The organism is Parvimonas sp. D2 (assembly GCF_035282635.1).
Classification (GTDB): Bacteria; Bacillota; Clostridia; order Tissierellales; family Peptoniphilaceae; genus Parvimonas.
The window spans coordinates 11,875-25,280 of record NZ_JAYKBO010000008.1 but is presented as its reverse complement, the minus strand read 5'-3'; the positions used below and the strand labels follow the sequence as shown (position 1 = coordinate 25,280).

At 28.6% G+C, this 13,406-nt stretch carries 13 protein-coding genes; all 13 read left to right on the top strand.

All coding sequences use genetic code 11. The features are described from left to right. The first annotated feature begins 14 nt into the window (after positions 1-14). From VJI77_RS07200 to VJI77_RS07140, 13 genes are read left to right on the top strand one after another with little or no spacing between them, the layout of a single operon-like run. A complete protein-coding gene (locus VJI77_RS07200; RefSeq protein ID WP_313961573.1) occupies positions 15-653 on the top strand; it encodes a polysaccharide biosynthesis tyrosine autokinase in 639 nt (212 codons plus the stop codon). Positions 654-697: 44 nt separating this feature from the next. Beyond that, positions 698-1,912 carry a DegT/DnrJ/EryC1/StrS family aminotransferase gene (locus tag VJI77_RS07195; protein ID WP_323988907.1) on the top strand — a complete coding sequence of 405 codons (1,215 nt, stop codon included), beginning with the start codon at positions 698-700 and terminating at the stop codon, positions 1,910-1,912. Positions 1,913-1,926: 14 nt separating this feature from the next. Further along, the gene (locus VJI77_RS07190; RefSeq protein ID WP_313961571.1) at positions 1,927-2,565 is read left to right on the top strand and encodes a sugar transferase; all 639 of its coding nucleotides are present in this window, start codon (positions 1,927-1,929) and stop codon (positions 2,563-2,565) included. Between the two features lie 22 nt (positions 2,566-2,587). Further along, a complete protein-coding gene (locus VJI77_RS07185; RefSeq protein WP_323988906.1) occupies positions 2,588-3,883 on the top strand; it encodes an ATP-grasp domain-containing protein in 1,296 nt (431 codons plus the stop codon). Position 3,884: 1 nt separating this feature from the next. Beyond that, complete coding sequence (locus VJI77_RS07180) at positions 3,885-4,823, top strand: 1-aminocyclopropane-1-carboxylate deaminase/D-cysteine desulfhydrase (RefSeq protein ID WP_323988905.1); 939 nt, start codon at positions 3,885-3,887, stop codon at positions 4,821-4,823. A 15-nt stretch (positions 4,824-4,838) separates the two neighbouring features. Beyond that, the gene (locus VJI77_RS07175; protein ID WP_323988904.1) at positions 4,839-5,819 is read left to right on the top strand and encodes an ATP-grasp domain-containing protein; all 981 of its coding nucleotides are present in this window, start codon (positions 4,839-4,841) and stop codon (positions 5,817-5,819) included. Positions 5,820-5,830: 11 nt separating this feature from the next. After that, on the top strand, positions 5,831-6,919 hold the full coding sequence (locus tag VJI77_RS07170) for a sugar-transfer associated ATP-grasp domain-containing protein (RefSeq protein WP_323988903.1): 1,089 nt from the start codon (positions 5,831-5,833) through the stop codon (positions 6,917-6,919). Between the two features lie 9 nt (positions 6,920-6,928). Then, a complete protein-coding gene (locus VJI77_RS07165; RefSeq protein WP_323988902.1) occupies positions 6,929-8,032 on the top strand; it encodes an NAD/NADP octopine/nopaline dehydrogenase family protein in 1,104 nt (367 codons plus the stop codon). 28 nt (positions 8,033-8,060) lie between these two features. Beyond that, positions 8,061-8,615 carry an acyltransferase gene (locus VJI77_RS07160; RefSeq protein WP_218015457.1) on the top strand — a complete coding sequence of 185 codons (555 nt, stop codon included), beginning with the start codon at positions 8,061-8,063 and terminating at the stop codon, positions 8,613-8,615. Positions 8,616-8,631: 16 nt separating this feature from the next. Continuing rightward, positions 8,632-9,621 (top strand): sugar-transfer associated ATP-grasp domain-containing protein, encoded by a 990-nt coding sequence (locus tag VJI77_RS07155; RefSeq protein WP_323988901.1) that lies wholly within the window; start codon positions 8,632-8,634, stop codon positions 9,619-9,621. A gap of 14 nt (positions 9,622-9,635) precedes the next feature. Then, complete coding sequence (locus VJI77_RS07150; protein WP_323988900.1) at positions 9,636-10,673, top strand: threonine aldolase family protein; 1,038 nt, start codon at positions 9,636-9,638, stop codon at positions 10,671-10,673. Beyond that, positions 10,657-11,958 (top strand): O-antigen ligase family protein, encoded by a 1,302-nt coding sequence (locus VJI77_RS07145; RefSeq protein ID WP_293440257.1) that lies wholly within the window; start codon positions 10,657-10,659, stop codon positions 11,956-11,958. The genes VJI77_RS07150 and VJI77_RS07145 overlap by 17 nt, the downstream gene beginning before the upstream one ends. Further along, positions 11,934-13,337 carry an oligosaccharide flippase family protein gene (locus VJI77_RS07140; RefSeq protein ID WP_323988899.1) on the top strand — a complete coding sequence of 468 codons (1,404 nt, stop codon included), beginning with the start codon at positions 11,934-11,936 and terminating at the stop codon, positions 13,335-13,337. Before VJI77_RS07145 ends, VJI77_RS07140 begins: the two co-directional genes overlap by 25 nt. Positions 13,338-13,406: the final 69 nt, after the last annotated feature.

Genomic DNA, 13,406 nt, shown 5'->3' with positions numbered 1-13,406 from the left:
AGGAGAGCGAAAATATGAAAAAGAGAATATCTACTAAAAATGTAATAAATACAACAGTAGAAGATTATTACAATACTATTAGGACTAATATCATTTTAAAAAATAAGAATTTTAAGACTATAGTTGCAACATCAATAAAACAAAGTAATACAAAAAGTAAAAATGCTCTTAATATTGCATTTTCATTTGCTAAATTGGGGATAAGAGTACTTTACGTAGATTGCGACTTTAGAAAATTAAATAAGGATAGACTTTTTAAATTTAAAGAAAATCTTGTTGGATTAAGAAACTTTTTAGAATATAAAACAGATTTTTATGATATTGTATTCCAAACAGAATTGGATAACTTTGATGTTATTTTAGCTGGAGATTCTACAAAGAATCCTCTTGATTTATTACAAAATGATAGAATTAATTTATTTTTTGAATATATTAATTCAGAATACGACTTAGTAATTATTGATGTTCCGGACTTAAACTCAAGTATTGATGCATCATTAATTGCAAGAAAATGTGATTCAAGTATTTTATTTGTTGAATCTGGAAAATCAAATAAGGAAGAAATATTACATTCTAAATCAAAATTGGAGAATATAGGGGTTGATGTCTTAGGAATTATTTTAAATCAAGTACAAATAAAGACTAAGCATTAAGATAGGAGCATTTATTTATTTACGGATAGGAGATATTTATTAAAATGGGAAATGAAACTGACATAGTTTTTGATAGGAGAATATGGCTGAGTTCCCCTACTATGCATGGATTAGAATTGGATTATATGAAAGAGGCTTATGACACGAACTGGATGTCAACTATCGGAGAAAATATCGATCAAATAGAAAAAATTATCACTGACAAACTAAATTGTAAATTTGCAGTTGCTCTTTCTTCCGGAACTGCAGCTTTGCATTTGGCTATTAAGAGTGCTGGAATAAAAAAAGGGGATAAAGTTTTTTGCTCAGATATGACTTTTAGTGCAACGGTAAATCCAGTTGTTTATGAAGGTGGCGAACCTATTTTCATAGATACTGAGTATGATACTTGGAATATGGATCCAGTGGCTCTTGAAAAGGCATTTGAACTTTATCCTGATGTCAAATGTGTTATTTTAGTACATCTATATGGAGTTCCTGCAAAATTAGATGAGATAAAGTCTATATGTAAGAAGCATAATGCGATATTAATTGAAGATTCTGCAGAAGCTTTAGGAGCTACATATAAAGGAAAACCTATAGGAACAGAAAACAACTTTAATATTTTGTCTTTTAATGGAAACAAGATAATAACAGGAACTTCAGGTGGTATGTTTTTAACTAATGACGAAAAGTTGGCAAATAAAGTTAAAAAATGGTCTACACAATCAAGAGAGGATACTATTTGGTATCAACATCATGAAATTGGTTATAATTACAGAATGAGTAATGTTGTCGCTGGTGTTGTAAGAGGTCAACTGCCTTATTTGGAAGAACATATAGCACAAAAAACTGAAATATATAAAAGGTACAAAGAGGGACTTAAAAGATTACCTTTAAAGATGAATCCATTTGATAAAGAAAAATCAGTTCCTAATTTTTGGCTATCTTGTATAATCATTGACAAAGAAGCTATGTGCGAACAAAATATTGGAGACCTTGAGGCAGATTATGTTAAGAAAAGTGGAAAGAGTTGTCCAATTGAAATTTTGAATACTTTAAGAACATATGTTGTTGAAAGCAGACCTATTTGGAAACCAATGCATATGCAACCTATATATAAAGACAATATTTTTATTACTAAAAATGGATTGTATGATGGAAATATTGATGTTAGTAGAGATATTTTCCATAGAGGACTTTGTTTACCAAGCGATAATAAGATGACAAAAGAAGAACAAGATAAAATTATTAAAATTATTAGAAATTGTTTCAAATAAAGGGATGTATAACTTTGGATAGGAAAAGAAAAACAAAAGTTTATGAAAATTTCATAAAAAGATTATTAGATATTATTCTTTCATTTTTTGCAATAATAATTTTTTCTCCAATTTTAATTATCGTGGCTATTTTAGTTCGAATTAAACTTGGAAGTCCAGTAATTTTTACACAAAATAGACCTGGAAAAAACGGAAAAATATTTAAACTTTACAAATTCAGAACTATGAAAGATTTAAAAGATGAAAATGGCGAATGGCTTCCTGATTCTGAAAGATTAACTACTTTTGGAAAAAGACTTAGAGCCACATCTTTAGACGAATTGCCTGAATTATTTAATATTCTAAAAGGAGATATGGCAATAATAGGTCCAAGACCTCTTTTAGAAGAATATATTCCCTATTACACAGAAAAAGAAATGCATAGACATGATGTAAGACCGGGACTTAGTGGATTGGCTCAAATTAATGGTAGGAATGCATCTTCTTGGGAAGAAACTTTAGGTTATGATATAGATTATGTGAATAATATTAGTTTTACTGGAGATTTGAGTATTGTATTTCAAACTATTGGTAAAGTTGTAAAAAAATCAGATATTATTCAAGGTTCTGATAATAAAATTGGACGTTTTGATGACTATAGAAAATCAATGTAAATAAGCAAAATTGGAGAGATTTATGGGCAAAAAATTATTAATATTAGGTAGTGATTTTAGTACCGTTCACTTAGTTGAAGAAGCCAAGAAAATGGGTGTCTATGTAATAGTTACAGACTTGATGACAACTTCTCCAACAAAGGAAATAGCAGATGAAGCGTGGAATATTAGCACTACTGATATTGAAATTTTGATAAAAAAAATAAAAGAAGAAAATATAGACGGAATTCTAGCTGGAGCTAGTGAATTTAACATTGAAAATTGTAGAGAAATCTGTAAAAGACTAGACTTGCCTTTATACTGTTCAAGCGATAATGCTTGGGAAGTTTCAAGAAATAAAAGGAAATTTAAAGACTTGTGCTTGAAACATGGTGTTAGAGTTGCGGAAGATTATCATCTTACTGATGAATTATCTGAAGAGAGCTTAAAAAATATTAAATATCCCGTAGTAGTAAAGCCTGTAGATAAAAGTGGGAATAGAGGTATGAGCTACTGCAATAATAAAGAAGAATTGATTAAAGGATATAAAAAAGCCAGAGCAATATCAGATAATGAAAATATAATTGTGGAAAGACAATTAAAAGGTGGAGAATATACAAGTTATTATGTAATAGCTGATGGCGAGATTGTACTTTCATATTATACATCTATGCACCACGAACCGGGAATGGCAGAAAATTTATATTCAATAGAATATATAGCTTCTTGCCACTTAAAACAATATTTAGAAGAGGTAAATGAACCTCTTATTAAAGTTTTTAAAGATGCAGGTTGTAAAAATGGAATAGCATGGTCTGAATTGATGTATGATAATGATGGACATTTTTATGCCCTTGAAATGGGACATAGATTTGCAGGCCCAGGCATTTATGCAGTTCATGAAAAAATTTCAGGTTTTAATACTTATAAATGGATGATAGAATTTGCTTTAGGCAAGGAACATAAAAAATCTGATCTTCCTAAGCCTTTAGACAGTGCTTATATTAAATGTGCTGGAGCTTATGACTTATTTACCACTCATGAAGCAGTCGTAGATAAAATGGAAGGCCTTGATGAAGTTTTGAAATTAAAAAATGTTGTAATTGATATGCCTAAAAGACAAGGTGACTCCGTAAGAAAGAATGTAAATATGGGAATTGTCAAAATTTATGGCAAAGATTGTGAAGAAATGTGTGATACTATAAAAAAAGTAAATGAATTATTAACAGTTACTGATGAAGCTGGAGAGAATATATACATTCACTACACAGATTTTGAAACTTTAAGAAAAGAGTACAAAGAAGGACTTAGACAATTTGCAGTTATAGATAAGGAATAATATGAAAAAATATAAAACTTGTATTCATAGATTGGGAGATTATAATTCTAATTTTATTTATATGAAAAGAGAGGATTTAATCCCTTTTTCATTTGGAGGAAATAAAGCGAGAAAAGCTAAATATTTTTTTGATGAAATTGATAGAGGAAATTTTGACTCTGTTGTAACCTATGGAAGTGGAAGCTCTAATCATTGCAGAATAATTTCAAATATGGCAAAACAAAGAGGATTGGAATGTTACATAATCAGTCCTAAAGAAGCATTTGAAGAGACTTTCAATCAAAGTATGATGAATTTATTTGATGCTAAAATTCAAGTTGTTTCTGTAGATGAAGTATCTGATACAATAGAGAAAACATTAGAATCCTTAAAAAATTCTGGTAAGAAACCTTATTTTATTCAAGGTGGTGGACATGGAAACTTGGGAACAAGAGCCTATGTAGATTGCTATGAAGAAATAAAAGAATATGAAAAAGAAAACGGAATTATTTTTGATTATATATTCTTTGCATCAGGAACTGGAACAACTCAGGCAGGTCTTGTTTGTGGGAAACTGATTAATGAAGACAATAAAAAAATTGTAGGAATTAGCATTGCAAGAAAAAATCCTAGAGGAAGAGATATTGTATTATCAAGTATTTATGAATATTTTAGTGAAAGAAATATAGAAAAAGATTCAAGCTTAATAGAAGAGTCAACAATATTTATTGATGACTATGTAGGAAATGGATATGGAAATATGAATGATGATATTTCTAAGACCATAGAAAATATGATTTTGAACTATGGGATTCCTATGGATTCAACTTATACTGCAAAGGCATATAATGGAATGGAAAATTATATTGAAAAAAATAATATTTCAGGTAAAAATATACTTTTTATTCATACTGGTGGAACACCGCTGTTTTTTGATTATTTAAGAAATAAAAATATATAATTTATTGGAGAAATTATGGAAGTTAATGTTTTAGTCTTGAGTTCAGGCACAAGAAATAAGATAATTGAATATTTTAAAGAAAATCTTGTAGATGAAAATGGAAATAGAATGGGAAAAGTAATCGCAACAGATATGAGCAATTTAGCTCCTTCTATTTATGAAGCCGATAAATTTTATATTGTTCCTGGAATTTTTTCGGATGGATATATTGAAAGAATTTTAGAAATATGTAAAAAAGAAAATATTTCTGGAGTTTTAAGTTTAATAGACCCAGAACTTTCTTTATTAGCTAAAAACGAAGAAAAGTTTAAGGAATTAGGAGTTAAAATAGTAGGTTCACCTTATGAATTATGTGAAATGAGCTTAGATAAAATTAGAATGTTTAATTGGTTGACTGAAAATGAATATAAAACAGCTAAAAGCTATGACAATAGAGAAGATTTTATAAAGGATTATGAAAATAAGACTATAGACTTTCCTGTTTTTGTAAAACCCATTAAGGGAAGTGCGTCAGTTGCAATAAATAAAGTTGAAAATATGGAAACTTTGGATTTATTATTTAAAAATTCTGACAATTTAATGATTCAAGAATTTTTAAAAGGACAAGAATTTGGAGTTGATGTCTATATAGATTTAATAAGTGGAGAAATTTGTTCGATTTTTGCAAAGAAAAAATTGCTTATGAGAGCAGGTGAAACCGATAAGTCAGTATCTTTTAAAGACGAAAAACTATTTGCTTTAGTTAAGGATTTCGTAAAATCTGCAGGATATAGAGGACAAATAGATATAGATATTTTTGAAATTGATGGAGAATATTACATTTCAGAAGTTAATCCAAGATTTGGCGGCGGTTATCCTCATGCCTATGAAAGTGGATGTAATCATATGAAGATGATTATTTCTAACTTAAAGGGAATAAAAAATGAAGTTGAAATTGGAAACTATGACGAAAATATATATATGATGAAATATAATGAAGTAAAAATCATTAGATAAGGAGAATTTCTGTGAGAAGTGGAGTAAGAAAAAAAATAGATGATTTTAATTTTTTTATGGAATCAACTTTTAGAAAACATAAAGCCAGAAAGTCTGCAAAATTAAGATTAAAAAGGATGAATGGAGGATATGACTGTACAGAAGACTATAAAAAAATAGTCATACCTTATTGGGAAAAGTACGGGCTAAAACCTGCTAAGATGTGGTATCAAATCTTTTGGGATAGAAGTCATGATTTAGATCCAAGATACATACCTGATGATTTGTTTTATGGAGTTATAGTTCCGTATTTCAGTAATCCTCAATTTAGAAGATTTGGAGAAGATAAATGTCTTCATTCAGTTTGGTTTAGAGATATAAAAAGACCAAGAACAATTATAATGAATATAGCAAGTGTCTATTATGATGCTGATTTTAATCCGATAACTAAAGAAGAAGCGGTGGATATTTGCTTAAAAGAAAATAAATTTATGTTAAAACCATCTATAGATAGTGGTGAAGGAAGACTTATAACTTTCTTTGATGAAAATAATATAAAAAAAGAAATTATTTCACAAGCTTTTGATGACCTTAAAGCAAATTTTATTGCTCAAGATTTTGTAAAACAACATGCTCTTTTAAATGAATTAAATGAATCATCTCTAAATACAGTTAGAGTAATTTCATTTTTCTTTAAAGGTAAAGTTCATATACTCTCATCTATTTTGAGAATTGGAGCAAAAGGAGCTAGAGTTGATAATATCGGAGCAGGTGGATATGCTTGTGTAATTAATCCTGACGGAACACTTCAAGAAAAGGGAGTGAATAGAAAAGCTGAATGGATTGAAAAAACTGATGAAGGAATTGAATTTAAGGGTAGATTTGTACCTTCATTTGATAAAGTTATAGAAATAGTTAAAAATGAACATAGAAAATTAGCTCATTTTAAATTGATTGGTTGGGACTTTAGCATTGATGAAAGTGGAGATCCAGTTTTCATTGAATACAATGTTACACCAGGAGCTAATCAAATAACTTTTGGTCCTACATTTGGAGATTTAACAGATGAAGTATTAGAAGAAGTTTTTATAACAAAAACTTTACAATATAGTCAAAATTAGGAGGAATTTATGAAAGTAGCTGTTGTAGGTGCTGGCAATGGAGGCTGTGCAGTTGCAGGAGATATGGCATATAGAGGACTGGATGTTACACTAATAAAGACATCTAATTCTATACATGATGACAATTTTAATTATCTTGAAAAAAATAATGGGAAAATGACTCTAATAGACTTTGGAGATGACGGTTGTATGAATCCTGATGAACAGGAAAAGGTAGAAAAAGTGGGTTGCATTTCCAAAGTTACAAGAGATTTGTCTGAAATTTCAAAAATGGATATAGTTTTAATCTATGTTCAAACTAATTATCATGAAGAGGTCATAAAAAGAATAGCTGAATATATAGTTGACGGACAAATCATTCTAATAAATCCTGGATATTTTTCAACAGCATATCTTTTAAAATATTGCAAAAAAGATATTACAATAGTTGAAGCACAAAGCTCTTTTATTGACGGAAGAATAATTGAAAACGGGAAATTTAGAGTTGGTTTTAGAAATGTAAGAAATCCACTTGGAGTATATCCTGTGAAAAATTTAGAATATGCCAAAGAAAAATTGGAAAAATTAGGATTTCCTTTCTACTATTTAAAAAATGTAGCAGAAGCTGGATTACATAATCCTAATATGATAGTACATACTATCGGCTCCGTCTTAAGTATTCCAATGATTGACTCTATGAAAGAGAATTTCTGTATGTATCATTATGCCTTTACAGAACATGTTTGGAACATTTTGGAAGCTTTGGATGATGAAAAGATGAATATTCTAGAAAAATTAGGGTTAGAAAGATTGTCCTATGTTAAAGCCTGTAAATTTAGAAATTCACTAGATGACAGTCAAGACGCAAAAGAAGTTTTCTTTGCTTATGCTTCTATGCCTACAAGAGCAAAGGCTCCGACAAATGTTAATTCTAGATATATAACTGAAGATGTTCCTCAAGGCTTGGTAATGTTAGAATCTTTAGGAAAATCTTTAGGAATAAAAACTCCGATAGCAACTTCTTTAATAGAAATTGCAAGTTCAGCTTTAGGTGTGGATATGAGAGCAAATGGAAGAACACCAGAAAGACTTGGAGAAGAAAATATTAAAAAAATATTAAATGATTGTTTATAAAAATTTTTAAAAATGAAAGTGAGTAGAAATGAGCTCCAGATATTTTATGATTTTAAGAACTCTTTTTATAAAATCACCAATGAAGAGAGTTGAATATTTGAAAAAACATAATGTTTTTAGAAAATGTGGAAATAGAGTGATGATAAATTCAAGAAAAATACCATTGTATCCAAATTTAATTAGCATTGGAAATAATGTTTGGATTGCTTCAGGAGTTAATTTTGTTACTCATGATGTAATACATTATATGTTAAATGGACTTGGCAGAGGACAATTTACTGAAAAAGTAGGTTGTATAGATATAGGAGATAATGTATTTATCGGTTCTAATTCACAGATTATGTATGATGTAAAAATTGGAAATAATGTTGTAATAGCAGCAGGAAGTTGTGTTACTAAAGATATTCCAGATAATTCTGTTGTTGGAGGAGTACCTGCTAAAGTAATAGGAGATTTTGAATCCTTAGTTAAAAAACGTGCAGAATTTAAGCTAGAACATGAATTCAACAAGTCGAAACAAGAAATTTCTAAAGAATGTGAAGATGAAATTTGGGAACAATTTTATAAAATAAAAAATAAGTAAGGTATTGGGAAAAATTATGGAAAGAGAAAGTTTATTTAGTAAAATATCAAGATTTAATAGAGATATAACATCTAATTTACCAGAGGATATATCATTTTTTAAGAAGATAAGAGTTTTCTTTGATTTTGTTGTAGAATGGAAATTTCATGGAGTATATTTGCTCGACTATATTCAATATGGCTTTTATTGGAAGACAAAACCAGAAAGAAGAAAATATTTTGTTCATGGAAGATTAATAGAGATGATGCAAAGAGCAAATAATCCAGAACATAGATATATTTTTGACCAAAAACCTGAATTTGATAAGAAGTTTGCTGATTTTTTACAAAGAGATTGGATAGATACAAAAGATGCAAACTTATCAGACTTTATTAAATTTTTAGATGGTAAGGATACATTTTTTGCAAAAGACCCTTGTGGAATGTTTGGTTTAGGAGTAAAGAAAGTTTCTGTTAGCGAGATAGAAGATGTAGAAAAATACTTTGAGGAGTATAAAAAACAAAATATTCTTTGCGAAGAATCTTTAAATCAATGCAAGGAAATGTCTGATTTTAATGATACTTCTATAAATAGTATAAGAGTAGTTTCTTTTGTTAGAGCTAATGGTGAAGTTGAAATAATTGGTGCATTACTAAGAATTGGGAGGAAAGGTAAAATAGCGGATAATTTTCATCATATGGGAATTGCTTCTTATGTAGATCCAAAAACTGGAATAGTTTGTACTAAAGGTTTAGATAAAAATAATGATTGGCATATCTTCCATCCAGATTCAAATACTCAAATAGTAGGCTTCAAAGTTCCAATTTGGAATGATGTTGTAGATACGATTAAAAGGGCTGCAAAAGTAGTTCCTGATATGAGATATATAGGTTGGGATGTTGTAATAACTAAGGATTATAAAGTAGAATTAGTTGAAGGGAATCCTGGTGCTGACCCAGATGCCGAACAAATTACTACTAAAGAGGGAAGATGGCCTTATTATAAACAATATTTGGATGAATTATAATTCGGAGGAATGTTATGATAAGTTTTGTTAACGATTATAGCAATGGGGCTTGTCCCGAAATTTTAGAAGTAATGATTAATAATAATTTTGAAAATAACAATCCTTATGGAAGAGATTATCATACTGAAAATGCTATAAAGTTGATTAGAGAAAAAATAAAAAATGAAAATGCCTATGTTCGTATTTTTTCTGGCGGAACTCAAACTAATTTGGTAGCAATTTGTGCTTTTTTACGTCCTCATGAAGCTGTTATAGCTGTAAAGACAGGACATATATGTGTTCATGAAACTGGTTCCATAGAAGCAACAGGACACAAGTGTATTGAAGTTGCAGGAAAAGATGGGAAAGTAACAGTTGAAGATATTGAAAAAGCTTGTGGAGAGCAAAATTGGGACCATGCAGGAATACTAATTGTAAAACCTAAATTAGTTTACATAAGTCAAACGACTGAGGTAGGAACAGTTTATACAAAAGAAGAGCTTTATAATTTAAGAAAAGCTTGTGATAAACATAATTTGTACTTATATTGTGATGGGGCAAGACTTGCAAGTGCTCTTGATTGCTCTGATGTTACTTATGAGTTACTTGCTAAATTATGCGATTCTTTTTATATAGGTGGAACAAAAAATGGTGCTTTATTTGGTGAAGCACTTGTAATAATTAATGATAGGTTAAAAGAAGATTTTGGATATATCGCAAAGCAAAGAGGTGGAGTTTTAGCCAAAGGTTGGTTATTAGGATTGCAATTTGAAAGACTAATGGAAGGTGACCTTTATAAGAATATTGGTGCTTATTCTAATAGATTAGCTATTAAATTAAAAAAGGGGATTTTAGATTTAGGTTTGAAATCAAGAATTGAAAGTCCGTCTAACCAACAATTTTTTGTATTTCCTAATAAAATATTAGCTAAATTAAAAGATAAATTTGATTGGGAAATAATTGAGAAGATAGATTCAGAACATACTGAGATAAGATTAGTAACAAGTTGGTCTACAAAAGAAGAAGAAGTAGAACTATTTTTACAGGAGTTAAAAAATGCTTTTAAGTATTAGAGAAAGAAGATTACATTTTTCAATAACTAAAGAGAATTTTCCTAAATTATTGGTATTTTTATGGTTACTTAGCGACTTTTTTCTTACAGCAGCTAGATTTTTTCTTCATAGATTGAATATTGAAGGAAATCCTAGAGAAATTGTATTATTCGCAGTAGCTTCTTTTCCAATACTTTTATTAATAAGATATTATAGAGAAGATAAAGAGATATTAAAAGATAGTAAATTATTTTTCCTAATTTATATTTTTTCTGCATTGAGTTTTCTAATTAATTATGTATTTTTTCCTCAATATAGATATTTCTATTTTAGAAAAGAATATGGATTGTTAAGAGTTTTTAGACCGGATTCAGCTATTTATGCACTTTTGTTTTTTTCCATTTTAGATGATCCTAAAGATTTTTATAAAATAATTAAAAATTTTTCATATCTAAATTTCTTAAAGATATTCATTTCAGTTTATATTCCAAGACTTATTCGTGGATATTGGGTTGACGTAAACCATGTGGGAGCAAAGGTAACAAGATTATACAGTTTGAGTTTTGGATATACTCTGATTTTTCCTACAATAGTTTTTCTTTACGTTTATATGAAAGAAAAAAAACCAAAAGACTTGCTTTTAAGCATACTTTGTATAGGAATGATATTTTTTCAAGGCTCAAGAGGTGCATTGTTTTTGCCAATATTATTTTTAATTTTTATGGCTATTTCTAATTCAATACATCTTGATAATAAAAGAAAAAGTTTGAAAAAAATAACTATAATAATTGGAGTTTTAGGACTTATATTTTTATTTAAAAATGAAATTTATGATTTTCTTATAAATACTTTCCAAAATCTTGGTTTGAAAACTAGAACTATAACAAAACTACTTGAATCAAGCATCACGGACGATAGTGGTAGAAATGAAATTTGGACATTAGTTAGAAAAGCAATAAAAGATAACTGGGTATTTGGTTATGGTGCATATGGAGATAGACCTTTTGTATTTCCTGAACATTTTGTAGGATATTCACATAATATAGTCTTAGAAATGGTATGTAGTTTTGGATTAGTTGGAGTAGGTATTCTTACATTTTTGTTAATTCAGACAATAAAGATGTTTTTATGTAAAGATAGACTTTGGAGAGAACTCTATATAGTATTCTTTACAGTTTCTTGCCAATTATTCTTATCTTTATCTTTCTGGTATGTAACAGAGTTTTGGATTATGATAGCTATTTTATATAAGTATTATAGAAACAATAAAAGGATGGAAGTATGTCAAAGGTTAAAGGAAATGTAGTTTTAAAATCAGGAATATGGTATACGATAAGCAATTTTCTTTTTAGATCGATTGCATTTATTACTGCACCAATTTTTTCCAGAGTTTTGAGCAAAGATGATTATGGGCAATATAATAATATTGCGAGTTGGGTAGCTGTAATGTCTATCCTTTTTGCATGTGATATACATTCTTCTATAATTAGAGCAAAACTTGATTACGAAGAGGATTTGCCTAGTTATTCTTTTTCAGCTCTAGTTTTATCGAATATAATAACAATTTCTTTTTATATAGTTTTTTTGATTTTTGGTAATCAGATAAGTGCTTTTACAGGAATAGATAAAAAATATTTCCATATAATATTCTTATTTATTCTTTTTCAAGAGGCATTTTATAATTTCATAACAACTGAAAGAGCTTTTTATAGATATAAGGCATTTTCATTATTAACGGGTTTAATTGTAGTATCTACAAGTTTACTTTCCGTTTTCTTAGTTGTTCTTTGTAATAATAAATTAGATGGAAGAGTTTATGGTCAATACATTCCTTATGTAGTCATTGGACTATTTATGTATATTCTAATTGTTAAAAGAGGGAAGATTATAAAAAAATCGTATCTTAAATATGCTTTATTTTTTAGTTTACCTCTAGTGCCACATCAATTATCTTTGATTGTATTAGGTTCTTCTGATAGGATTATGCTTACCAAAATGGCAGGGACAGAGCATACTGCAATTTACAGTGTTGCTTATATAATTACTGTAATAATTTATGCTCTATTGGATTCAATGAACAAGGCATGGGCTCCTTGGGTTCTCGATAATTTAAAACAAGGTAATAAAAGATTAATAAAAAAATATTCAACTAAATATTTTGGACTGTTCTTTGTAATGATTGTTGGAATACTATTAGTTGCCCCTGAAGTTATGTTATTTTTAGGTGGAAAAAAGTATATTGAAGGTGTTGGTGTTTTACCACCTTTGATTATTGGTTGTTTATTCCAATTCGCATATACAATGTTTGTTCAAGTAGAATTTTTTGAAAAGAAAATGAAAGTTGTTGCAATGGGAACTACAGTTGCAGCAATTGTTAATATTGTTTTGAATTATATTTTTATAGGAAAGTATGGATATATAGCAGCAGGATATACAACTTTAGCAGGATATGTTGTACTATTTTTAATTCATTACAATACTATATGTAAATTGGGATATAAGAAGCTTTTTGATTTAAAGACAATTCTTACTTGTCTAGTAATTTCTTTTCCAATGATTTTAATTTTTGAGTTGATTTACAAAAATAATATCATTAGATATATTTTATTTGTTATATATATGATTTTATTTATATATATTCTATTCATAAACAAGAAGAGAATCAAGAAATTGTTGAGGGGATAAATATCTTTAAATTACAAAATTTGTACTGCACCTAAAATCATGAATTTTAAAAAAAGGGTGCAGTTTTTA